This is a genomic window from Micromonospora sp. NPDC049060, from assembly GCF_040649055.1.
Classification (GTDB): domain Bacteria; phylum Actinomycetota; class Actinomycetes; order Mycobacteriales; family Micromonosporaceae; genus Micromonospora; species Micromonospora reichwaldensis.
In genome coordinates this window covers 39295-62487 of the sequence record NZ_JBEZEV010000009.1, presented here as the reverse complement: position 1 = coordinate 62487, position 23193 = coordinate 39295, and the positions used below count along the sequence as shown (strand labels likewise).

The following is a 23193-nucleotide window of genomic DNA, read 5'->3' as shown; positions in this document are numbered from 1 at the left end:
CCCATCTCGCGGAAGGCAACTGCATGGCAACGCACCCCCAACCCGAGGTCTGGTTCCTCACCGGAAGCCAGGGCCTGTACGGCGAGGACACCCTCCGGCAGGTCGCCGAGCAGTCCCGGCAGATCGCCGCGCAGCTCGACGACGCGCCGGGGATCCCCGTCCGGGTGGTCTGGAAGCCGGTCCTGACCTCCAGCGCCGACATCCTCAAGGCCTGTCGGGACGCCGCCGCGCAGGGTGTGGTCGGGGTGATCGCCTGGATGCACACCTTCTCGCCGGCCAAGATGTGGATCGCCGGCCTGGACGCGCTACGGACGCCGCTGCTGCACCTGCACACCCAGGCCAACGTCCTGCTGCCCTGGGACGAGATCGACATGGACTTCATGAACCTGAACCAGGCCGCGCACGGCGACCGCGAGTTCGGCTTCATCCAGACCCGGCTCGGTGTCGCCCGCAAGACCGTCGCCGGGCACGTCAGCGACCCCCGGGTGACCGCCCGGGTCGGCGCCTGGGCCCGGGCCGCGCTCGGCTACTCGGCGATGCGGTCGCTGCGGCTGGCCCGCTTCGGCGACAACATGCGCGACGTCGCCGTGACCGAGGGCGACAAGGTCGAGGCGGAGCTGCGCTTCGGCGTCTCGGTCAACACCTACGGCGTCAACGACCTCGTCGCGGTCGTCGACCAGGTGGCCGACGCGCAGATCGACGACCTGGTCAAGGAGTACGACGACACCTTCCGGGTCGACCCGCAGCTGCGGCCCGGCGGGGCGCGCCACGACTCGCTGCGCTACGCCGCGCGCCTCGAACTGGGCCTGCGCGCGTTCCTCGACGAGGGCGGCTTCCGGGCCTTCACCACCAACTTCGAGGACCTCGGCGGTCTGCGCCAACTGCCCGGCATCGCCGTGCAGCGACTCATGGCCGACGGCTACGGCTTCGGCGGCGAGGGCGACTGGAAGACCTCGGTGCTGGTGCACACGCTCAAGTCGATGGCGGTCGGCGTCGAGGGTGGCACGTCCTTCATGGAGGACTACACCTACGACCTCACGCCGGGCGACGAGCTGGTGCTCGGCGCCCACATGCTCGAGGTCTGCCCGACGATCGCCGGTGACACCCCGAAGGTCGAGGTCCACCCGTTGAGCATCGGCGGTCGCGATGACCCGGTCCGGCTGGTGTTCGACGCCGCGCCCGGCCCGGCGGTGGTGCTCGGCCTCGCGGACATGGGGGAGCGCTTCCGCCTGGTGGCCAACGAGGTCGACGTGGTGGTGCCGCCGCACCCGCTGCGCCGGCTGCCGGTCGCCCGGGCCGTGTGGCGGCCCCGCCCGCACCTGGCCGGCTCGGCGGAGGCCTGGATCACCGCCGGAGCCCCGCACCACACCGTGCTGTCCCAGGCGGTGGGCGTGGAGGAGCTGCACGACCTGGCCGAGATGGTACGCACCGAGCTGGTCGTCATCGACGAGCACACCGAGCCACGCCGCTTCGCCAACGAGATCCGGTGGAACCAGGCCTACTACCGCCTCGCCCGGGGGTTCTGACCCGCGCAGGAGGGCAGCCACCAGCGCGCCCTAGACCTGGCCCCGCTTGTCGATTCCGTCGGTGATACCGGGGGGTCCTCCCGTGCCGGGAGGGCCCCGTCGGCGTTCCGGTCGCTGTCCCGCCCCATGCGTACCGTCTTGACGAACGTCATGTTATCGCTCACAGTCGATGGATGGGGCGATCGGCCTCCAAGGGCAGGTCGGCCGAAGACCTCCTTGCCGGGGTCGTGCGACTCTGCGCGTCATGACGGTGGCCGAAGCTGTGAGCGATCACATCCGGGATGAATGATCGCCGCGGTGGCCGCAGGCGCCCGGGTGACGCTCCCGACGGAATCCGGATCGTGTCAGCGCTCTCGAAGGAGGATCATGGTTGCCATTGGTGGGCCCTCGCGGGCAGTGCCCCGACGGCGTGGTTGGTTGTCGCGTGTCTCGGCCGCGGTGGTCGCGGTGCTCGCGGCGAGCGGGCTCGTCGCGGTGTCTCCGGGGCCGGCTTCGGCGGCGACGGTGGACACCAGCGCGTGGTACGTGTTGGTGAACCGCAACAGCGGCAAGGTGCTGGACCTGTACAACGGGGCCACGAACGACGGGGCGCGGATCACGCAGTGGTCGCGCAACAACGGCAACGGGCAGCAGTGGCAGTTCGTCGACTCCGGCGGCGGGTACTACCGGTTGAAGTCCCGCCACTCGGGCAAGGTGCTCGACGTCTACAACTTCTCCACGGCCAACGGCGCCAGCATCGTGCAGTGGAGCGACGGCAACGGGACGAACCAGCAGTTCCGGCTGGCGGACTCAGCCGACGGGTACGTGCGGTTGATCAACCGGAACTCCAACAAGGTGGTCGAGGTGCAGAACGCCTCCACCGCTGACGGCGGCAACATCGTGCAGTACGACGACTTCAACGGTGGCCATCAGCAGTGGCAGCTGGTCCGCGTCGGCGACAGCGGCAACCCCGGCGGCACCTTCACCAACCCGGTCGTCTGGCAGGACTTCGCCGACGTCGACATCATCCGGGTCGGCGACGTCTACTACATGTCGGCCTCCACCATGCACTACTCGCCCGGCGCCCCCGTGCTGCGGTCGTGGGACCTGGTGAGCTGGGAGTTCGCCGGGCACTCCGTGCCCCGGCTGGACTTCGGCACGAAGTACGACCTGGCCAACGGCGGCCACGGGTACGTCGACGGCATCTGGGCCTCCACGCTGAACTACCGGCCGAGCAACCGCACCTTCTACTGGGCCGGCTGCATCGACTTCGCCCAGACGCACATCTACACCGCGGCCGCCGTCGACGGCACGTGGAGCCGCCACACCACGATCCCCAACTGCTACTACGACGCCGGGATGCTCGTCGACGACAACGACACCATGTACGTCGCGTACGGCAACGGCACGATCAGCGTGGCCCAACTGTCGCCGGACGGACGCACCCAGGTGCGGGCCCAGCAGGTGTACCAGACACCGTCGAGCATCGGCACGCTGGAGGGAGCGCGCTTCTACAAGCGCAACGGCGCCTACTACATCTGGCTCACCCGCCCGGCCAACGGCCAGTACGTGCTGAAGTCGACGAACGGCCCGTTCGGCCCGTACGAGCAGCGACAGGTGCTGCTCAACATGCCGGGTCCGATCTCCGGCGGTGGGGTGCCGCACCAGGGCGGACTGGTGCAGACCCAGAACGGCGGCTGGTACTACATGGCGTTCACCGACGCGTACCCCGGTGGCCGGATGCCGACGCTGGCCCCCATCACCTGGACCAGCGACGGTTGGCCCCAGGTGCAGACGGTCAACGGCGCCTGGGGCGTCAACTACCCCAACCCGCTGCCGTCGCGTCCGGTCAAGCCGCTCACCGGGACCGACACCTTCCCCGGCACCACCCTCGGCGTCCAGTACGAGTGGAACCACAACCCGGACAACAGCCGGTGGTCGGTGGAGAACGGGCTGCGTCTGCAGACCGCGACGGTGACCAACGACCTCTACCGGGCGCGCAACACGGTGACCCACCGCATCCAGGGCCCCACCTCGACGGGCACCATCGAACTGGACTACTCCACGATGCGCGACGGCGACCGGACCGGGCTGGCGATGCTGCGCGACACCTCGGCGTGGATCGGCGTCAAGCGCGACAACGGGGCCACGCGGGTGGTCATGACCAACGGCCTGACCATGGGTACCAACAACTGGAACACCACCGGCACCGGAACCGAGATCGCCAGCGCACCGGTGTCCGGCGGGCGGATCTGGTTGCGCGCCAACGCCGACATCCGGCCCGGTTCGGGGCGCCAGGCGAGGTTCTCGTACAGCACCGACGGGGTCACGTTCGTCCCGCTGGGCAACGCCCTGACCCTCAACAACGCCTGGCAGTTCTTCATGGGGTACCGGTTCGGCATCTTCAACTACGCCACCCAGTCGTTGGGCGGCCAGGTGACGGTGCGCCGGTTCACCCTGACGACGCCATGACACCGGCCACCGGTCCCGGGCGTACGAGAGCCTGAGGATCGTACGGCGAATGCTCCGGGGCGGGGTGCGGGGAACCATCGGAAACCGCTCCCACCCCGGGCGCGCGCCGCCGGCAGTCCCGTCTGGTGCGCCGGCTCAGCCGCACCCTGGCCGACGGGACGACTGGCGTAGACTGTCGGCGTTTCCACCGGTCACCCGGCACACGTCGCCGTGGCGGAGGCAGCAACACGATGGCCGCTCCCGTCGACGCCGACGTGTGCGATCGTCGACGGGCAGGCGGGGGAAGTGAGGCGGCCGTGCGCAGTCCCGCGATGACGGACGTGGCTCGCCTCGCCGGCGTCTCCCACCAGACGGTGTCCCGGGTCCTCAACGGGCACCCCAACGTACGCGAGCAGACCCGGCTGCGGGTCCAGGCGGCCATCGCCGAACTCGGCTACCGGCCCAACCGCGCGGCGCGGGCGCTGGTCACCGGCCGGTCCCAGGTGATCGGGGTGGTCGCGCAGAACACCACCCTCTTCGGCCCGGCGTCGCTGCTGACCGCGCTGGAGCAGGCGGCGGCCGAGGCGGGTTTCGCGGTCAGCGTCGGCAGCGTCAGCGATCTCGACCACCAGTCGATCTCGGCGGCGGTGGAGCGGCACCTCGCGCACCGGGTCGCCGGCATCGTGGTGATCGCGCCCGTCGAGTCGGCCGGGGAGGCGCTCGGACGGCTGCCGAAGGACGTACCCCTGGTGACCGTCGACGGCGACCCGCGGCGGCCGATCCCGCTGGTGACGGTCGACCAGGTCGCCGGTGCCCGGGCCGCCACGCAGCATCTCCTCGACGCCGGGCACCGGACGGTCTGGCACGTGTCCGGGCCGCCGGACTGGTTCGACAGCGCGGGCCGGATCGAGGGGTGGCGGGAGGCCCTCCGGTCAGCCGGTGCCGAGGCGCCGCCGCTGATCCCGGCGGACTGGTCCGCGGCGGCCGGCTACCGGTGCGGGCAGATGCTCGCCCGGATACCGGAGGTCACCGCGGTGTTCACCGCCAACGACCACCTGGCGCTGGGCGTGCTGCGGGCGCTGCACGAGCACGGCCTGCGGGTGCCTGACGACATCAGCGTGGTCGGCTTCGACGACGTCCCGGAGGCGGCGTACTTCATCCCGCCGCTGACCACCGTGCGGCCCGACTTCGCCGCGGTCGCCCGGGCGAGCCTGGACCTGCTGCTCGCCCAGATCGAGTCGTCGCAGGTCGTCGGCCCGCTGCGGCAGACGGTCGCACCGAGCCTGGTCGCCCGCCGCAGCGTCGGAGCGCCGCCGCGCCGTTAGGGCCGGGTGGAGGTCCCCGCGTCGCGGTTCAGACGAACCGCCAACGCTGGTCGGCGGCCCCGCTGTCGGTGCCGAGGACGATCTGCGCGCCCTGGCTGCCGGAGCCGCCGCTCACCCCGAGGACCCGGCCGCCGTTGGCGCACTGGACGCGGAAGTAGCCGTTGCCGCCGTACCGCAGCCGCCACCGGTGGTCGTTCGCGCCGTTGTCGGCCCACTGCACGATCCGGGTGCCGGCGGCGCTGGCGCCGCCCTCGACCCCGAGCACCTTTCCGCTGTGCGAGTTGCGCAGCCGCAGGTAGCCGCCGGTGTCCACGATCGCGGTCCACAGGTGGTCGGCGGTGCCGGTGTCGCCCCACTGGAGGACGAGGCCGCCGTCGGCGGTGGACATGTCCCGCACCCCGAGCACGAGCCCGCTGGCGAGGTTCTGGATCCGGCGGGCGCCGTTGGGCACGAACCGCCACTGGTTGTCCAGGCTGCCGTTGTCCTGGTCCTGCACCGCCTGGGCGCCCTGGGTGGTGGCGGCGCCGGAGATGGCGAGCAGCTTGCCGGTGTGCGCGTTGCGCAGCTTGTGCGTGCCGTCGCCCACGTCGGCGGGCGTCCAGTCGTGGTCGGCGGTGCCGTTGTCGGCCCACTGGACGATGCGGGCGTTGTCGGCGGTGGACATGCCCTCCACGCCGAGCACCTTGCCGCTGTGGACGTTGCGCAGCCGGATCGTCGACCCGCCGGGCAGGAGCTGCCAGTCGTGGTCGGCGGTGCCGGTGTCGCCCCACTGGAGGGCGGGGCCGCCGTCGGCGGTGGACATGTCCCGGATGCCGAGCACCAGGCCGCTGGCCGCGTTGACCAGGCGGAAGCTCGCGTCGCCGCCACCGTTGCCGGCGACGCTCCAGTAGACGGTGTAGTTGTGCCCGTGCGCGTCGTGGAAGGGCCCGAGGGCGACCGTGGCGCCGTTGGCGACGGCGGTGAACGCGAGGGCGCTGGTGCTGGTCCGCGTGACCGAGCCGGTGCTCAGCGCGGGCAGCCCGCTCAGGGCGGTGTTGCCGTAGTTGCCGGAGAGGACCACCGGACCGTACGTGACGGCCTGCACCGCGGCGTTGTCGTTGGCGGCCGACATGACGACCCGCATCGGCAGCCGGACCGTGACCACGTCGCCGGGAGCCCAGGAGCGGGTGAGGCTGGCGTAGCTGCCTGGGGTCGTGGCGATGTTCTGCGGCGTGCCGTTGACGCTGACGCTGGCGCCGCCGGTCCAGCCGGGGATCCGGATCCGCATCGTCCACGCTCCGCCGGCCGAGCCGGTCACGGTCAGGGTGGTGGTGTCGCCGACCGGGTACGAGGTGGTCTGGGTGACCGTGATCCCGCGCTGCGTCCAGGCGAGCACCGATGGCATGAACAGGTTCACCGTCAGCGTGGTGCCGTCGTGGAAGTAGATGGAGTCCGCCAGCGTGGTGTTGGTTTCCAGGCCGGTGCCCTGGCAGCACCAGAACGAGTCGTAGTCGGTGCTCCAGGTGCCCCCGCCCCACGCCGGACCGACCCCGCGCCGGCCGCCCGGGTTCAGCGGCGTGAAGTAGGTGACGTGGCCGTGGACGTCGGCCGGGTTCTGCTGGCCGCTCATGTGGTTGAGCAGCGCCCGCTCGTAGAAGTCGAAGTAGGCGGCCCGGTTCGGGTCCAGCAGCCACAGCTCCCGGGTCAGCTTCAGCATGTTGTAGGTGTTGCAGGCCTCGCAGGTGTCGGCGCGCAGGTACCCGGCGATGGCGTCGGGGGAGCGGAAGTGCTCGGCCTGGCTGTTGCCGCCGATCACGTAGCTGTGCGCGTCGACGGTGATGTTCCACGCGTTGCTGGCGATGTCCCGGTAACGGGTGGTGCCGGTGGCCTTGAACTCCCGGGCCGCGCCGATCCACTTCGGCACCTGCGTGTTGGCGTGCAGCCCGTTGAGCTGGTCGGAGTTGGCGGCGAGGGGGTTGAACACGGCGTTGTGGTCGAACCGCTGGGCGGCAGTGAGCCACCGGGCGGTACCGGTCTGCTGGTACAGGTCCGTCAGGACGGCGTTCATGCCGCCGAACTCGGTGCCGAGCATGGCCTGCATCTGGGCGGTGGTGAGCCGGGCGGTGCGCCAGTCGACCCAACCGGCGAGCGCCAGCAGCACGTCGCGGGCCTGGGTGTTGCCGACGAGGCGCCAGACGTCGAGCAGCCCGGCGAGTGTCTTGTGGACGCAGTAGTACGGCACGTTGCCGTTGCTCAGCGTCCGCGCCTCCAACGCGGTGAAGTCGGACTCCGGGAAGCCGGACAGGTATCCGGTGTTGAATCCGGCCGCCGCGTTGTTGGCCTGGCACTTCGCCAGCTCCGCCACCATGCGGTTCGCCTTGTCGCGGCAGGTGGCGTCCCCGAGCACCGCCCAGGCGTGGGCCCAGGCGGTCAGGAAGTGCCCCTGCATGTGGGTACGGAACGGAAACGTCGGGGCGTCCCAGCCGCCGGTCGGCGCGGCGCCGGCCGTGGAGAGGCGGTGGTTGGCGCGGAAGTTGTAGAGCAGCCGGTCGACGTCGACGAACCGCAGGTAGTTCAGCGTGCGGCTCTGGTTCTCCTGCCAGCGGCTCGCGGACAGCCGGACCTGGCCGGGCTCGAACGCGTGGGCGGAGACGCCGATGTCGGGCCGGGCCGGGGGCAGGGCCGCGCTGGCCGTACCGCCGCCGGTGACGGCGCCGAGGGCGGACCCGCCGGTGGTGGCGACGGCGACCACGCCGGCGGACCTGAGCAGGAGTCGACGGTTGAGGGAGGGAGTGGGCATCGGGGCCTCCGGGTGCGGCGGTCGGGGTGCTACGAGGTGATCCGGAAGGTGGCGTCCTGCCGGTCGGCGGCGCTGGAGGAGGCGCTCAGCGTCGAGTCCCACACGTGCAGGTACTGGCTGATGACGCCGAAGTTCGTGCCGCGCAGGTCGGCGACTCGGTGAAGTAGGTCATCACGTAGCCGGTGTAGGTCGCAGCCGAGGCCGCCCGGGGGCGATCGTCAGGCCGGCGGCGGTGGCCGCGCCGGTGGCGACCGCACCGAGGGCGAAGGCTCGTCGGGTCAGGGCCATGGAGGTGACCTTTCTCGATGGTGGTGGGGGAGCGGCGGTTGGCGGGCCGGCGCCGCGAAAGCCCCTACGTCCCGGTTCTTACGAGCGCCTGGTCGTGGGCCGGCCGAGTCGGGGCGGCCAGCCGTCGGCGAGCGGTACGGCCGGCCGAAGGGCCCGGCGGCACGCCGTCGCCGGAGCGGGCGTGACGTCGGGGGAGAGGTGCGGGACGGGTGGTGCGTGCCACGGGCGCGGCGGTCGGAACGGCCGCGCGACCGTCCGGACAAGCCATGGGGCAACATCGATGTTATCGATAACATAGTTTCCACGTGACGCCCGCGCAAGGCTCCTCCCGACGCGGAGAGCCGGATGCCCCGGGCCCGGGCGCGGGACCCACCCAGAAATATCCGGGCGGCGATGTCGAGAACCCGGGACCAGCTCCGTCCCCGTGGTGGACGCGATCAGAATGGGTTCGCACCCGCACCGAGAGGGGAAACACGATGGCCAAGTACCTGCTGCTCAAGCACTACCGGGGCGCTCCGGCCGGGGTCAACGACGTGCCCATGGACCAGTGGACGCCGGAGGAGATCTCGGCGCACATGCAGTACATGCAGGACTTCGCGACCCGGCTCGAGGGGACCGGCGAGTTCGTCGACGGTCAGGCGCTCGCCCCCGAGGGGACGTTCGTCCGGTACGACGGTGAGGGGCGCCCGCCGGTCACCGACGGCCCGTTCGCCGAGACCAAGGACCTGATCGCCGGCTGGATGGTGATCGACGTCGACAGCTACGAGCGCGCCGTCGAGCTGGCCGGGGAGCTGTCGGCCGCTCCCGGTGCGGGCGGGAAGCCGATCCACGAGTGGCTCGAGCTGCGCCCGTTCCTGACCGCGCCGCCCACCATCACGGAGTGACCTGATGCAGGAGGCCCTGCTCCGGAGCCTCACGCCCGGCGTGCTCGGAATCCTCGTCCGCCGCGGAGCCGACTTCGCGGCGGCCGAGGATGCCGTACAGGATGCGCTGGTCGAGGCGGTCCGCACCTGGCCGGCCGACCCGCCGCGCGACCCGAAGGCCTGGCTGGTCACCGTGGCGTGGCGTCGGTTCCTCGACGCGACCCGGGCGGACGCCGCCCGCCGTCGGCGTGAGGACCTCGTCGACGAGGAGCCCGCGCCCGGACCCACGCCCACGGTGGACGACACGCTCCAGCTCTACTTCCTGTGCGCCCACCCGTCGCTGACGCCGGCGTCGGCGGTCGCGCTCACGCTGCGTGCCGTCGGCGGGCTGACCACCCGTCAGATCGCCCAGGCGTACCTGGTGCCCGAGGCGACCATGGCGCAACGCATCAGCCGGGCCAAGCGCACCGTCTCCGGCGTGCGGTTCAACCAGCCCGGCGACGTCGCGACCGTACTGCGCGTCCTGTACCTGGTCTTCAACGAGGGCTACTCCGGCGATGTCGACCTCGCCGCCGAGGCCATCCGGCTCACCCGGCAGCTCGCGGTCGCGATCGAGCACCCCGAGGTGGCGGGGCTGCTCGCCCTCATGCTGTTGCACCACGCCCGACGCGCCGCGCGGACCGCGCCCGACGGCAGCCTGGTGCCGCTCGCCGCGCAGGACCGCGGCCGGTGGGACACCACGTCGATCGCCGAGGGCGTCGAGATCCTGCAGGCCGCCCTCGCCCGCGACCGGCTGGGCGAGTTCCAGGCCCAGGCAGCCGTCGCGGCGCTGCACGCCGACGCGCCCACCGCCGAGGAGACCGACTGGGTGCAGATCGTCGAGTGGTACGACGAACTCGTGCGCCTGACCGACAGCCCGGTCGTCCGGCTCAACCGCGCGGTGGCCGTCGGCGAGGCCGACGGGCCGCGCGCCGGCCTGGCGGCGCTCGCGGCGCTGGACGACTCGCTGCCCCGCCACGCGGCGGTGGCGGCGTACCTGCACGAGCGCGACGGTGACCTGGCGACGGCGGCACGGCTGTACGCCGAAGCGGCCCGGAAGGCGCCCAACCTCGCCGAGCGTGACCACCTGACGCGCCAGGCCGCCCGGCTCAACGCCCGCCGGCGCGCCTGACCTGCCTAGGACTCCGCAGTGGAACCATTGTCCTAGGATGCTTTAGGGGGTGTGCGCCAGCCGGCACCGGAATGACACGCCGGACGATCACCCGGTACGGGCACGACCGTCGGCTCGACGGGCCCTAGCATTGCCGGCGTGGCGACGCGGCTCGTGCAGATCAACATGAAGGCCCGGGACGACTCCGCGCTCGGCGGTTTCTGGGCGGAGGTGCTCGGCTGGGGAGTCTCCAGCGAGGGGCCCGGCGTGACAAACCTCGAACCCGAGGGCTTCGTCTACCCCGACCCCGTCGCGGTCTGCATCGACCTCATCGTCTCTTCGGAACCCAAGACGGTGAAGAACCGCGTGCACGTCGACCTCGCCACCACCTCGGCAGCCCACCAGGCGGAGGTGGTCGCGCGCCTGAAGGAGCTCGGCGCGACACCTGCCGACGTGGGCCAGGGCGACGTCCCGTGGACGGTCCTGGCCGACCCGGAGGGCAACGAATTCTGCGTGCTGGACCCCCGACCGCTCCACCGCGACACCGGACCGATCGCCGCCGTGGTGGTCGACTGCGCGGATCCGCGAGCCATGGCGCGCTTCTGGGGCGAGGCCATGGACTGGGCCCTGCACGAGGTGACCGACCACGAGGCGGTGCTGCGCTCCGCCAAGGGCGTCGGCCCCTACCTGCGGTTCCTCCGCACACCCGACGTGAAGACCGGGTGGAACCGCGTCCACCTCGACGTCCGCCCGTACCCGGGTGACGACCTGGAGGCCGAGGCGGCCAGACTGCGGAATCTCGGCGCCACCGCCGTCGACCTGGACCGCGACGTCCCGTGGACGGTCCTCGCCGACCCGGAGGGCAACGAGTTCTGCGTCCTCACCCCAGGCTGACCCGAACCCCCGTCAGCCGCTCACCACGACCATCAGCCCCGACCTTGCGACGGCCCTAGCCCACTGATCGCACGATCCGGGCCGTTCACTGCCGGAAAAGGTCTCCGCCGCAGCCGTGCTGCTGGCGGCCTCCGCAGGGTGGCACCGTCCAAACTGTACGTCGGGCCCGCACTGCTGCCATTCGGGTGAACAGCCCTGTTGAAGTGCGGTTTCGCCGCTATACCCTCGCTGCTTGTGATTGACGACGACCCTTGGACGACGCTCCGGACGACCGACGGACACGTCGGCACCTCCAGGGTGGTCCACCTCCGCGGCGACCCCTGGTTGGACGGCCCGGTCGGAGACCCGGTGGCGCGGGGACTCGCGGGCAATCCGGCGGCACCGGCCGACGTGCTGCTGCGTCTGCTCGACGACCACGCCGAGGCCGTCCCCGCAGCGTTCCGGCGGCGCGCCGACCTGCCGCCCGCGGTGGTCGCAGGGGCGATGCGTCACCCCTCGGCCCGGGTACGCGGCGCGCTCGCCGCCAACCCGCACATCGTCCCGGCGCTCCGGCTCGGCCTGCTGGACGACCCCGAGCGTCGCGTTGTCGAGCTCGTCCGTGCGGATCCGGACCTGGCTCTGCCGGATCGCGCGTTCACGCCGAGCCTGGACCGGCTCGTCGAGCAGTTCCGGCGAGGCATCATGACGGCGGCCGAGCTGCGTGGCGAGGTGATCGAGCTGGCGTGGGGCGACCGGCGTGCGGTGCGTGTCGTCGCCACCCACCCGGAGCCGCTCGTGCGTGCCGCCGCGGTCGGGCTGCTCGGCGGCCTGGACGAAGCGTCCCGCGATGAACTACGCCAAGCCTTGCTGCACGACGACGTGCCGGAGGTGCGGGCGGCGACCGCCCACTTCTACGCCGAGCGGGAACGGGCGCAGGAGCCGGCGGACCTACCCGCCAACGGGTACGCGTACCGAGGGCTGCTGGGTGAGCTGCCGCTCTCGCCCGCACTGATCGAGTACGTGCTCGCCGCCGAGGACGGGAGGGAGGGCGTCGACGCGATGGCAACCAACCCGGCCCTGCCGCCGGAGGTGGTCGAGGCGCTGTTCGACCACCCGTCGGCGGACGTCCGGCGCAGCCTCGCCGGGCGTGACGACCTGACAGGCGCCCAGTTGGCGCGGCTCGCCGCCGACCCGGACGCGTCCGTACGGACCGCGGCCTCCGTGCATCCCGCGCTGACCGAGGAGGAACGTGCGGCGATCGACATCGACGTGACCACGGCACCGTTTGACCCCCGTATCGACCTGTGCTGGCACGTGCGGGGGACGGTGTCGCGTGAACCGCTGCCGCCGCCGGCGGAGTCGGTACGGCTTGCCACGTCGGTCAACCCGCTCCTGCGCCGGCGGGCCGCGGTCGACCCGCGGTTGCCGGCCGGGATCGTCACCGCGCTCTCGGACGATGCCGATCCCGGCGTGCGGGCGCTCGTCGCTCATCACCATCCGGCCGCGCCGCCCGAACTGCTCCTGCGCGTGTTCCGCGAGCAGGGGAACCGTCGATGCGACCGGGGCCGGCTGCTGGCGCTGCCGAACTTCCCGACGGCGGGGCTGGCCCGGTTCGCCGACGATCAGGATCCCGCCGTCCGGCGGCTCGTCGCCCGCGACCCGGAGGCGGATCCGGCGCTCGTCGACCGGCTCACCCGCGACCCCGACGCCGCGGTACGGCAGGCGATGGCGGCATGCCCCCGACTGCCGGTGGACCGGATCGTCGACCTGCTCGACGACGTCGAACTGGCCGGGTCCACGGCGCGGAACCCGGCCCTGCCGGTCGACGCGATGCGCGAGCGACTCGCCTCGTCGGCACCCTCGCAGGGGAGGCGCTGACGGTCGATCGGCACCAGGTGCCGAGTGCCATGACCTGCGTCGACCTCCGGCCGACGGGCAGCCGTGCGGGTGCTGGGCGCGGAGGTCGGTGGTGGTCAGGTGGCGGCGGTCGCGGCCGGCCGCGGGTACTTGTGGAAACCGCTGCCGCTCTTGCGCCCGTACCGGCCCGCGTCCACCAGTTCCCGCAGCGTGCGCCCGGGCCGGAAGCGGGGGTCACCGGTGCACTCGAGCAGCACCAGGAGCGTGTCGACGACGGTGTCCAGGCCGATCAGGTCGGCGGTACGCAGCGGACCCGTCGCGTGGCCGAGGCACTCCTGGAAGACCCGGTCGACGGTCGCGGCGTCGGCGGTGCCCTGGCCGACGACCTCGGCGGCCTCGTTCACGGTGAGCATCAACACGCGGTTGATCACGAAGCCCGGCCCGTCGGCGACGACGATGCCGGTCTTGCCGATCGCGGCGAGCAGGTCGAGGGTGCGCTGGAGGGTGTCCGCGCTGGTCCGTGGCGCCCGCACCACCTCGACGCTGTCCCTGCGGGGCGCGGGGTTCATGAAGTGTGTCCCGACCACCCGGTCCGGCCGGCGGGTGCTGGCGGCGAGCCGGTCGATGGGGATGGCGGAGGTGACCGACGCGAGCACCGTCGTCGGTGGACAGACGGCGTCCAGCTCGCCGAAGATCCGTTCCTTGAGCGGGATGCGTTCCGGTGCGCACTCGATCACGTACCCGGCCCGGTCGAGCCCGGCGGTCCGGTCGGTCCAGCTGATCCGCTCGGTCACCCGGGCCATCGGCTCGCCCGCGCGGTGCGGGGCCAGCAGCCGGGCCTGCCGCAGCCCGGTACGCAGCCGGTCCACCGCCGCCGCCACCCCGGTCGCCGACCCGAGCGCCGGGTCGGCCACGACCACGTCGTACCCGCCCTCGGCCAGGCACTGGGCGATGCTGAGCCCCATCGTGCCGGCGCCGACCACCCCGACGGTTCCGCTCATGCTCCCCCCTCGCCGCGCCTGATGATCCGTCCGCTGTGCCCGCTCACGCCGTCACCACCCGCACCGGGTGTGCCCGCGCGGTCGGCGGCCGGGCCGGGTCGATCGCGAGCGTCCACCGGTCGCCCGCGTCGTCCTCGACGGCGAAGCCGGCGAAGCGCAGGGTGACCAGCATCTGCCGGTTGACCGCGGTGGGCACGAACTCCGCCACCGGCCGTCGGCCGGCGGCGAGCGCGGTGTGCACGAGGTGGTCGAGCAGGGCCGCGCCGGCGCCCCGGGACAGCACCCGGCACGACATCAGCAGCAGCCGCAGTACGCTCGCGTCCGGCCGCAGCTCGGTGACGGCCAGCCCGACCGTGCCGTAGGAGCCGAACCTGTCCCGCAGCCGCGCCACCAGCACCTCGTGCCGCGGCGACGCGCACAGTGCGCGCAGTTCCGCCAGGCTGAACGTGACGCCGGTGGTGTTCAGCTGGTGGGTGCGTACGGTCAGCTCGTGCGCCCGGGCGAGGTCGGCCGGGCCGGCCCGGCGCACCTCCAGCACCAGGCCGAGCGAGGCGAGGAAGTCCGCGGGCGGCCCGGCATGGGTGGCCTCGGCGGCCCGGCGTCGCTCGTCGGTCCGGTAGAGCTGGCGGCGCTGCCGGGACTCCTCGGTGACGAACTCGCGGGCGAACTCGGGCAGCGCCGGCAGTGCGGCGACGGCGTCGGCCGGGTGGCAGCGCACGACCGGCAGCGCGGCGGCCACCTCGGCGCGCTCCACCGGGTCGTTGTCGACGAACGCGACGGTGTCCAGGCCGATGCCCAGGTCGGCGGCGATCCGGGTGACCGCGAGGGACTTGGCGCCCCAGCCCACCTCGACCCGGGTGAACAGGTCGAGCAGGCCGTGCGCGGCCAGGTGGGCGGTGGCGGCGGCACGCTCGCCCCGGCTGGCCACGGCGTGCAGGACGCCGCGCCGGTCCAGGGCGTGCTCGGGGTGCCGGGGTGAGCTGCCGGCCGGCAGCCGGTGGGCGCACCGGGGGCCGGGGTCCGCTGCCGTTCCTGCCGTCGGGCCGGTGTGGTGGGCGACCTGTTCAAGATCGTAACGCAGGCCGCCGACGAGATCCGCAAGCGCACGTGACGCGGCAGTGTCGACGATGCCTACGGCGGATCCCTCCCACCCGCTCGTCATGAGGCATCGGGAAGGAACCTGATCGCGGCGTAGCGCGCGGCCGGGTGCGGAAGCTGTCCGGGGATGCCGAGAATATGGGGGCCGTTCCCCGTACCGGTCGCCGCAGGCGCGGTGACATTCTCGTTGCCGTCCGTCAGCGACGAGTTTCCTGGAGTGGTGCGCATGGACGAGCAGGTACGGGTGCAGGTCATCGCCGCCGACCCGGAGGTACGGGTCGGTGTCGACGAGCTGGTGCGGGTGTGCCCGGAGCTGACCGTGGTGGTCGACCGGCCGGACGTGGTGCTGGTGGTGACCGACGAGGTCGGCGACGCGGTGCTGGTCCTGTTGCGCTCGCTGTCCCGCGCCGGCCGGCGGGTGCTGCTGGTGGCCGACAGGTTGCGGGAGTCGGACGTGGCCGAGGCCGTGGCGGCGGGTGCCGGCGGGCTGCTGCGCCGTTGCGAGGTTCGCCCCGACCGGCTGCGCCCGGCGATCCGGGCGACGGCCGAGGGCAGCTTCACCGTGCCGTCGGACCTGCTGGGGGACCTGCTGACCCGGGCCGACGAGCGGGCGCCGGAGCGGCCGGCGGCACGACGGCTCACCACGCGGGAGCGGGCGGTGCTGCTCATGCTCGCCGACGGGCACGAGACCGAGGAGATCGCCCGCTCGCTGGCCTACTCGGTCCGCACCGTGACCGGCATCGTGCACGCGATCACCCACCGATGGCAGGTGCGCAACAGGGCGCACGCCGTGGCGTGCGCCCTGCGTGAGGGGCTCATCTGAGCCGGACGCGCCGGGTCAGATCAGCCCGTGCCGGATGGCGTACGCGGTCGCGTGGACCCGGTTGGAGACCTGCAACCGGGCCATGAGGTCGTAGATCATGTTCTTCACGCTGTGTGGTGAGCAGCGCAGTTCCCGCGCGATCCCCGCGTTGTCGTACCCCTCGGCGACGAGTTCGAGCACCCGGAGCTGCTGGGCGGTGAGTACGGGCTTCGACGCGTTCCTCATGATCGTCTCCTGGGCCGTGTGGTGGTGACTACCGACCCAGGCTAGGAACGGCTCGTCGCCCGCTCATCGGGCCGCCGCACCCAGATTGCCGGCCGCCGCCCCCGCATTTTCCGCACGGGCGCCCACGATCCACTGCCGGGCCAACCGCCCGACCGCCTCCTCGGGCCGCCGCACCGCCGCGGCGAGGATCCCGCTGAAGCCGGCGGCGAACGAGGCGGCGCGGTCGGCGGTGAACAGGTCCTCGTGGTACTGGAGGGACCCGGTCAGCCGCGTTCCCTCTCCCCGTACGGTGAGCAGCAGGTCGAAGGGGGAACCGCCCTGGCCGTGCCGGAACGGCTCGGCGGTCACCCCGGGCAGCCGGAGCCGACCGGTCAGGTCACCGAGAGTCTGGAAGGCGACCTGGACCAGCGGGTTGCGGCCCAGGTCGCGCTTCGGACGCAGCGCCGTCACCAGCCGGTCGAAGGGGAACCCCTGGTGCCGGTACCCGGCCAGCGCCACGTCACGTACCCGCAGCAGCAGGTCGGTGAAGGCCGCTCCGGGCGGGCAGGGCACCCGCAGGGCGAGGGTGTTGGCGAACATCCCGATCCCGTTCTCCGCCGCCTCCGTGTCGCGGTTCGCGGCGAACGTGCCGACCACCAGGTCGTCGCGGCCGGCGAGCTGCCCGACCAGCACGGTGAACGCGGTGAGCAGCACCATGAACGGGGTCGAGCCGGTGGCCCGCGCCAGCGTCCGCACCGCGGCGGTGGTCTCCGCCGACAGGTCGAACCGGACGGTGGCCCCGCTCTGCCGCAGCCGCGCCGGTCGGGGCAGATCGGTCGGGAGGTCCAGGGTGGGCGGCGCGCCGGCGAGGTGCCGACGCCAGTAGTCGAGGCCGGCCGGGTCGGTCGCCGGCAGCGGGGCCGGCGGCAGCGGGTCGACGGCCGCCGTGTCGCCCCGGCGGCGCCGCGCGTACGCCTGGCAGAGGTCGCGCCACAGCACGTCCATCGACCAGTCGTCGGCGACGACGTGGTGGACGGTGGCGGCCAGGACGTGCTCCTCGGGGGCCAGGCGCAGCAGGGTGACCCGCAGCAGCGGCCCCTCGGCGAGCGCGAACGGCACGGCGGCGAGCCGTTCGACGGCCACCCGCGCCTCGGTGAGGTCGGCGACGGTGCGCACCTCGACCGGCACCCGGGCGTCCGGCCCGATCTCCGCGTACGGCACGCCGCGCCGGGACCGGAAGGTGGTCCGCAGGGCCGGGTGCCGGCGCACCGTGTCCGCCAGGGCGGCGCCCAGCACGTCGACGTCGACGGGTCCGCGCAGGCGGTAGGACTCGGCGATCGTGTAGGTGGTCGACCCCGGATCGAGCTGGTCGGCGAACCAGATCCGGTGCTGGGCGGCGCTGAGCGCCCCGGCAGCCGGCCGGTCGGCGTCGACGTCCGGTGCGCCCGGCGGCTGGCTCTCCCCGGCTGCGCCACCGGTGCCGGCCGCCGCCCGGCCGGCCCCGACGAGGTCGGCCACGGTGGCGGTGAGCACGTCGGCGGGGGAGAACGACCGGCCCCACAGGTGGCGCAGGCGGGAGCAGACCCGGGCGGCCGCCAGCGAGTCGCCGCCCAGCTCGACGAAGGTGTCGTGCACCCCGACCGGCCCGGCGCCGAGCACCTCGGCCCAGATGCCGGCGAGCCGACGCTCGTCGTCGGTACGCGGTTCGACCCGCTCCCCGTCGGCGAGCCGGTGCCCGTCGGGCGCGGGCAGGGCCGCCCGGTCCAGCTTGCCGCTCGGCCCGACCGGCAACGCCGGCACGGCCACGAACGCCGGCGGGACCATGTGCCCGGGCAGCCGTTCGGCGAGGTGGGCCCGGAGCACCCGGACGCCGGGGACGGCGCCGGCCACCACGTACCCGACGAGCTGCCCGGCGTGCACGGCGGTGGCGGCGGCCCGCACGCCCGGCACGGTACGCAGCGCCGCGTCGATCTCACCCAGCTCGACCCGGTGGCCCCGGATCTTGACCTGGTGGTCGATCCGGCCCAGGTAGTCCACGGCCCCGTCGGGCAGCCGCCGGGCCAGGTCCCCCGTGCGGTACAGCCGGGAGCCGGGCGGGCCGAACGGGTCGGGGACGAACCTCTCGGCCGTCAGCCCGGGCCGGCCCAGGTAGCCCCGGGCGAGCTGCACCCCGGCCAGGCAGAGTTCGCCGACGTCCGCCGCCTCGCCGCGCTCGTCCAGGACGTGGGTGCGGGTGTTCGCCACCGCGTGGCCGATGCTGACCGGCTCACCCGCCCGGCAGCGCGACCCGGTCACCTCCACCGCCGCCTCGGTCGGGCCGTAGAGGTTGAGCAGCTCGCAGCCGATCAGCTCGTCGGCCTCGGTGACCAGGTCACCCGTCAGCTCCTCGCCGCTGCAGACGATCCGGCGCAGGGCGGGCAGGCGGGCCTCGGTGTCGCGGACCTCGGCGAGGAACGCCCGCAGCATCGACGGTACGAAGTGGATCGCGGTGATCCCGTACCGGCGGATCGTGTCGATCAGGTACGCCGGGTCGCGGTGTCCGCCGGGGCGGGCCATCACCAGCCGCGCGCCGGCGGCCAGGGTGCCGAAGATCTCCGGCACCGAGACGTCGAAGCCGTACGGGGTCTTCTGGAGCACCCGGTCGTCGGGGCCCAGCGGATGCGCGTCCAGCCCCCAGCGGACCCGGTTGACGATGGCGCGGTGCGGGATCACCACGCCCTTGGGCCGACCGGTGGAGCCGGAGGTGTAGATGACGTACGCCGGATGATCCGCGTCGACGGTGACCCGCGGCGCCCCGGCCGGCCGACCGGGGGTCTCCCGGCCCACCGGCACGGTGGCGACGCTGCGGCCCGCCTCGGCGAGGGCCGGCAGGCCCGGGTCGGCCACCACGGTGTCCAGCCCCGCGTCGGCCACCAGCAGGGCGATCCGCCGGGCCGGGTGCTCCGGGTCCAGCGGCACGTAGGCGGCTCCGGCGGTGAGGACGCCGAGCAGGGCCACCACCAGGTCGCCGCCCCGGTGCAGGCACACCCCGACCCGGGACTCCGGGCCGACGCCCCGCGCGACCAGCAGGTCGGCGAGCCGGTCGGCCCGCCGTACCAGTTCGGCGTAGCTGAGCTGCTCCCGCTCGGTGACCACCGCGACGGCGTCCGGGGTGCGCGCCGCCTGCCCGTGCACCAGCTCGTGCAGTGCCGGCTGTCCCGGGTAGCTCCTGGCCGTGTCGTTCCACGGTGCGACGCCCGGCTCAGTCGGCATCCGGGTCCTCCGGCGCGATGGTCAGGAAGTCCGGCAGCCGGGTGCCGAGGCCGTCGCGTTCCGCGGCCCGCCGCACCAGCTCGGCCACGGCGAGGTCGAGCACGCCCAGGCCGAACGGCGAGTAGACGGTGACCCGTTGCGGGTCGTGCCGCCAGCCGGCCCCGTCCAGGATCTCGCCGATGCCGGCGGCGATGAAGTCGCGGTTGCCGGCCTCCTGCTCCGCCAGGTGCAGCGAGGTGGCCGCCCGGCAGACGTGGTCGGCGTCGTCGACGACGTTGACGGCGGTGCGGACGTCCGCCGGGAAGATGTCCCGCAGCGACAGGTGCAGCACGAGTGCCCCGGGGCGGCAGTGCGCCAGCCCCAGGTGCGGTACGCCCGCCGTCGTGGCCAGGCAGACCAGCGGGTGGGCGCCGAGCGCCTCCTCGACGCCGCCGGCGACGCGCACCTTCAGGTCCCACCGCGCGCAGCGCCGGGCGAACGCGGCGGCCCGCCCGGCGTCCAGGTCGAAGACGGTCACCTCCGTCAGGCCGGGCAGCGCCGCACGGAGGAACCGCAGCACCTCGAAGTTGATCACGCCGCAGCCGACCAGGGAGACGCCGCCGGCCGGCGGGGCGAGGGCGCCGGCGGCCAGGGCGGCGCTGGCGGCCGTCCGCCGGGCGGAGATCGTGGAGCCCTCGATCAGCGCGACCGGGTGGCCGTCGGTCATCGAGTTCACCACGATCGCGGCGGAGGCGCGGGCCAGCCCGCGGTCGACGTTGCCGGGGAACGACGAGATCCACTTCATGCCGGCGACCGGGGAGTCGTCGCCCAGGTACGCGGGCAGCCCGATGATCCGGTTGCGGGCGTCCTCCGGGAACCGCAGGAACACCGAGTGCGGCAGCACGGTACGCCCCCGCCCGTGCAGGACGTAGGCGCGGCGGACCGCGTCCAGGACGGCGTCCTCCCGGTCGGCCAGGATCTGCCGGACCTCGCCGGCGGACACGATCAGCATGACGGCACGTCCATTGTCCGGTCCCTCCACAGGTGGGTGACGTCGCCGAAGTGCCCGGTCACCCAGTCGTCGTCGTAGATCGTGTTCAGGTAGCGCTCACCCCGGTCGGGAAAGATCAGCGCGCAGGTCGCGCCGGCCGGGATCAGGTCGCGAAACTGCTCCAGGGCGGCCACCACCGCCCCGGACGAGCCACCGGCGAGGATGGCCTCCCGGCGGGCCAGCCGGCGGCAGCCGGCCACACAGTCCAGGTCGTCGACGTGCATCACCTTGTCGGCCAGCCCGTCCCGGTAGAGCTTCGGCCGGATCCCCGCGCCGTGGCCGGGGATGAGCCGCTTGCGTGGGGGGTGGTCACCGAAGATGGCGCTGCCCGCCGCGTCCACCGCGACGATTGTCAGCGCCAGCTCGTGCCGGCGCGCGTAGTCGGCACAGCCGCGCAGCGTGCCGCAGGAACTGGTCGCGCAGAACAGGAAGTCCAGCGGGGCGGGCACCCCCTCGACGATCTCCCGCATGGTGGTCTCGTGGGCGCGGGGGTTCAACGGGTTGCCGTACTGGTCCGGCCACCAGGCGTTCGGGATGGTCGCGACCAGCTCCTGGACCCGGCGGATGCGCTGCGGCAGGTACTCGCCCGTGGCCGGGTCGGTGCGGGTCACCACCTCCACCTCGGCGTCGAACGCGCGCATGACCGCGATGTTCTGCGCGTTCGTGCGGGGGTCCACCACGCAGATGAACCGGAGGCCGAAGTAGCGGCACACCTGAGCCAGCCCGATGCCGAGATTGCCCGAACTGGACTCGACCACCACCGACCGGCCGGGTTGCAGCTGCCCGGTCCGCAGCCGGTCGATCAGCATGCCCAACGCCGAGCGGTCCTTGATGCTGCCGCCCGGGTTGTGCGCCTCCAGCTTCGCCCACAGCGTGAACGCGGCGTCCGGCATGAGCTTGTCGAGCCGGACCAGTGGGGAGCCGCCGATCGTGGTCAGCACCCCACCGACGTCGGTCTCATCGGCCCGCATGTTCGCTCCCGCTACGGGGATCCGTAGCGGCCCGCAGGGTGTTACCGGGCACGGTCGCGGTGCCGGGGATCGCCTCGGCCGGGTCGTCGGTGGTGCCGAGCATCCGGTTGGCCTCGTCCACCATCACCACCCGGGGCGAGTACCCCTTGGCGTCCGGGTCGGCCATCGCCGCGTAGCTGATGATGATGACCAGGTCGCCGGGGTGGATCAGCCGGGCGGCGGCCCCGTTGATCCCGATGACCCCGCTGCCGCGCCTGCCGGCGATGACGTACGTCTCCAGGCGGGCGCCGTTGTTGATGTCCACCACGTGCACCTGCTCGCCGGCGAGCAGGTCGGCGGCGTCCATCAGATCCTCGTCGATGGTCAACGAGCCGACGTAGTGCAGGTCGGCCTGGGTGACCACCGCGCGGTGGATCTTCGACTTGAGTATGGTGCGCAACACCTTCAGCTCCTCCTTGAGGGCTCGATCGGCAGAAAGCCCGCTCGACGTATCGAGCGGCTGAGCGTCGCCAGGGCGGCGAGCAGGACCATCCAGACGGCCATCGACCACGCGGCGGGTGCCGGCCCGAGCGACTCCAGCAGGAAGCCGCCGACCAGGGAACCGAGCGCGACCGCGCCGTTGGCCAGCAGGCTGACCGCGCTGAGCACCCGGCCCTGGATGCGGTCGGGGGTGATGGCCATCTGGTACCCGGCGACCGCCACGTTCCAGATCGGCCCCACGAACCACATCAGGGCGTACGCGGCGCCGATCAGGTAGCGGTCGTCGGTGAGGGCGATGACGCAGGTCATCAGCGCCCACACCCAGTTCGCGGCGATGACGATCGCGCGCATCGGGAACCGCCCGGCGCACCACGTCGCCACCAGCGAGCCGAGCACCCCGCTGGTGCCGGCCACACCGAGCAGCAGGCCGATTGCGGCCGGGGCCGCCCCGGCGGCCTCGAACGCCACGATGATGATCAGGAACAGGACGCGGAACAGCAGGTTGCTGCCGGCGACCAGCAGGGTGGCCGTGCGCAGGAACGGCTGCCCCCACAACCACCGCAGCCCGTGCGTCAGCTCGGCGGCCAGCTTCCCGGGACGGGTGTCGGGGCCGGTCGCGTCGCCCGGCGCGGCCTGGAAGTCGCGGCGGATGAACAGCAGCGTCAGCAGGGAGACCAGATAGGAGACGGTGTCCAGCACGAACGGCCAGATCCGCCCCAGCCCGAACAGCGCCCCGCCGAGCGGGGTGCCGGCCATCACCGCGGCCCGCTCCCGGGCCTCGTTGCGCGACAGCGCCGTGGTCACCTGGCTCGGGTGCACCACGTTCGGGATCGCCGCGCCGGCCGCCAGCTCGTACCCGACCGACAGCGTCCCCTCGACGAAACCGACGGCCAGCACGTGCCACAGGTGCAGCTCGTCGACGGCGATCGCCGCCACGATGCTGCCCACCCCCAGGGCCCGCAGCACGTCGCACCAGATCATCACCCGCTTGCGGTCCCACCGGTCCACCAGCGCCCCGGCCGGCAGCTGGAACAGCAGCGTCGGCAGCAGCGCCACGAAGCCGGCCAGCCCGGCGGCGCCCGGTGAGCCGGTCAGCGCCAGCACCAGCAGCGGGTACGCCACCAGCGACGCGGTCGAGCCGAGCATGGAGACCGCCGAGCCGCTCCACAGCAGCAGGAAGTCCCGGTTGCGGTGCAGCGGCGGGATCCGCTCCCCGACGACCGGAGCGTCGACCCGGCTCACC

The 23193-nt window shown here is 73.1% G+C and carries 18 protein-coding genes; 9 read left to right on the top strand and 9 right to left on the bottom strand.

Going from position 1 to position 23193, the window contains the following annotated elements; translation table 11 throughout:
* Positions 1–23 precede the first annotated feature (23 nt).
* From araA to AB0B83_RS06555, 3 genes are all read left to right on the top strand, one after another.
* Positions 24–1526 (top strand): L-arabinose isomerase, encoded by a 1503-nt coding sequence (gene araA, locus AB0B83_RS06565; RefSeq protein WP_357577300.1) that lies wholly within the window; start codon positions 24–26, stop codon positions 1524–1526.
* 366 nt (positions 1527–1892) lie between these two features.
* On the top strand, positions 1893–3977 hold the full coding sequence (locus AB0B83_RS06560; protein WP_357577299.1) for an RICIN domain-containing protein: 2085 nt from the start codon (positions 1893–1895) through the stop codon (positions 3975–3977).
* Between the two features lie 311 nt (positions 3978–4288).
* A complete protein-coding gene (locus AB0B83_RS06555; RefSeq protein WP_357577298.1) occupies positions 4289–5281 on the top strand; it encodes a LacI family DNA-binding transcriptional regulator in 993 nt (330 codons plus the stop codon).
* A gap of 28 nt (positions 5282–5309) precedes the next feature.
* Here the strand turns inward: AB0B83_RS06555 and AB0B83_RS06550 are convergent, their stop codons facing one another.
* Positions 5310–8060, bottom strand: a complete 2751-nt coding sequence (locus AB0B83_RS06550; protein ID WP_357577297.1) for a beta-L-arabinofuranosidase domain-containing protein — start codon at positions 8058–8060, stop codon at positions 5310–5312.
* A gap of 36 nt (positions 8061–8096) precedes the next feature.
* Between AB0B83_RS06550 and AB0B83_RS06545 the strand changes: the two genes are divergently transcribed.
* From AB0B83_RS06545 to AB0B83_RS06525, 5 genes are all read left to right on the top strand, one after another.
* Positions 8097–8222, top strand: a complete 126-nt coding sequence (locus tag AB0B83_RS06545; RefSeq protein ID WP_357577296.1) for a hypothetical protein — start codon at positions 8097–8099, stop codon at positions 8220–8222.
* Positions 8223–8824: 602 nt separating this feature from the next.
* A complete protein-coding gene (locus AB0B83_RS06540; RefSeq protein WP_132236607.1) occupies positions 8825–9232 on the top strand; it encodes a YciI family protein in 408 nt (135 codons plus the stop codon).
* A gap of 4 nt (positions 9233–9236) precedes the next feature.
* Positions 9237–10382 carry a DUF6596 domain-containing protein gene (locus tag AB0B83_RS06535; protein ID WP_357577295.1) on the top strand — a complete coding sequence of 382 codons (1146 nt, stop codon included), beginning with the start codon at positions 9237–9239 and terminating at the stop codon, positions 10380–10382.
* Between the two features lie 138 nt (positions 10383–10520).
* Positions 10521–11255, top strand: coding sequence for a VOC family protein (locus AB0B83_RS06530; protein ID WP_357577294.1), 735 nt, complete (start codon positions 10521–10523; stop codon positions 11253–11255).
* Positions 11256–11603: 348 nt separating this feature from the next.
* The gene (locus tag AB0B83_RS06525) at positions 11604–13112 is read left to right on the top strand and encodes a hypothetical protein (RefSeq protein WP_357577293.1); all 1509 of its coding nucleotides are present in this window, start codon (positions 11604–11606) and stop codon (positions 13110–13112) included.
* Positions 13113–13207: 95 nt separating this feature from the next.
* Here the strand turns inward: AB0B83_RS06525 and AB0B83_RS06520 are convergent, their stop codons facing one another.
* Both AB0B83_RS06520 and AB0B83_RS06515 read right to left on the bottom strand, forming a co-directional pair.
* Positions 13208–14092 (bottom strand): 3-hydroxyacyl-CoA dehydrogenase family protein, encoded by an 885-nt coding sequence (locus AB0B83_RS06520; protein ID WP_357577292.1) that lies wholly within the window; start codon positions 14090–14092, stop codon positions 13208–13210.
* 43 nt (positions 14093–14135) lie between these two features.
* On the bottom strand, positions 14136–15254 hold the full coding sequence (locus AB0B83_RS06515; RefSeq protein ID WP_357577291.1) for a hypothetical protein: 1119 nt from the start codon (positions 15252–15254) through the stop codon (positions 14136–14138).
* Between the two features lie 162 nt (positions 15255–15416).
* Here AB0B83_RS06515 and AB0B83_RS06510 point away from each other — a divergent pair, with 162 nt between their 5' ends.
* Positions 15417–16013, top strand: a complete 597-nt coding sequence (locus AB0B83_RS06510; protein WP_357577290.1) for a LuxR C-terminal-related transcriptional regulator — start codon at positions 15417–15419, stop codon at positions 16011–16013.
* Positions 16014–16028: 15 nt separating this feature from the next.
* Here AB0B83_RS06510 and AB0B83_RS06505 read toward each other — a convergent pair whose 3' ends face one another.
* The 6 genes from AB0B83_RS06505 to AB0B83_RS06480 all read right to left on the bottom strand — a co-directional run bounded on the left by AB0B83_RS06505 (position 16029) and on the right by AB0B83_RS06480 (position 23192).
* Positions 16029–16238 carry a LuxR C-terminal-related transcriptional regulator gene (locus tag AB0B83_RS06505; protein ID WP_121401277.1) on the bottom strand — a complete coding sequence of 70 codons (210 nt, stop codon included), beginning with the start codon at positions 16236–16238 and terminating at the stop codon, positions 16029–16031.
* Between the two features lie 63 nt (positions 16239–16301).
* Positions 16302–19469: an amino acid adenylation domain-containing protein gene (locus AB0B83_RS06500; protein WP_357577289.1), complete on the bottom strand. Its 3168-nt coding sequence runs from the start codon at positions 19467–19469 to the stop codon at positions 16302–16304.
* A complete protein-coding gene (sbnB, locus tag AB0B83_RS06495; protein ID WP_357577288.1) occupies positions 19459–20460 on the bottom strand; it encodes a 2,3-diaminopropionate biosynthesis protein SbnB in 1002 nt (333 codons plus the stop codon). Before sbnB ends, AB0B83_RS06500 begins: the two co-directional genes overlap by 11 nt.
* Positions 20454–21470, bottom strand: a complete 1017-nt coding sequence (gene sbnA, locus AB0B83_RS06490) for a 2,3-diaminopropionate biosynthesis protein SbnA (RefSeq protein WP_357577287.1) — start codon at positions 21468–21470, stop codon at positions 20454–20456. The genes sbnB and sbnA overlap by 7 nt, the downstream gene beginning before the upstream one ends.
* Entirely contained in the window at positions 21457–21912 is a 456-nt protein-coding gene (panD, locus tag AB0B83_RS06485) for an aspartate 1-decarboxylase (RefSeq protein WP_132240573.1), read from the bottom strand. Before panD ends, sbnA begins: the two co-directional genes overlap by 14 nt.
* Before the next feature lie 2 nt (positions 21913–21914).
* Positions 21915–23192, bottom strand: coding sequence for an MFS transporter (locus AB0B83_RS06480; protein WP_357577286.1), 1278 nt, complete (start codon positions 23190–23192; stop codon positions 21915–21917).
* Between the last annotated feature and the right edge of the window lies 1 nt (position 23193).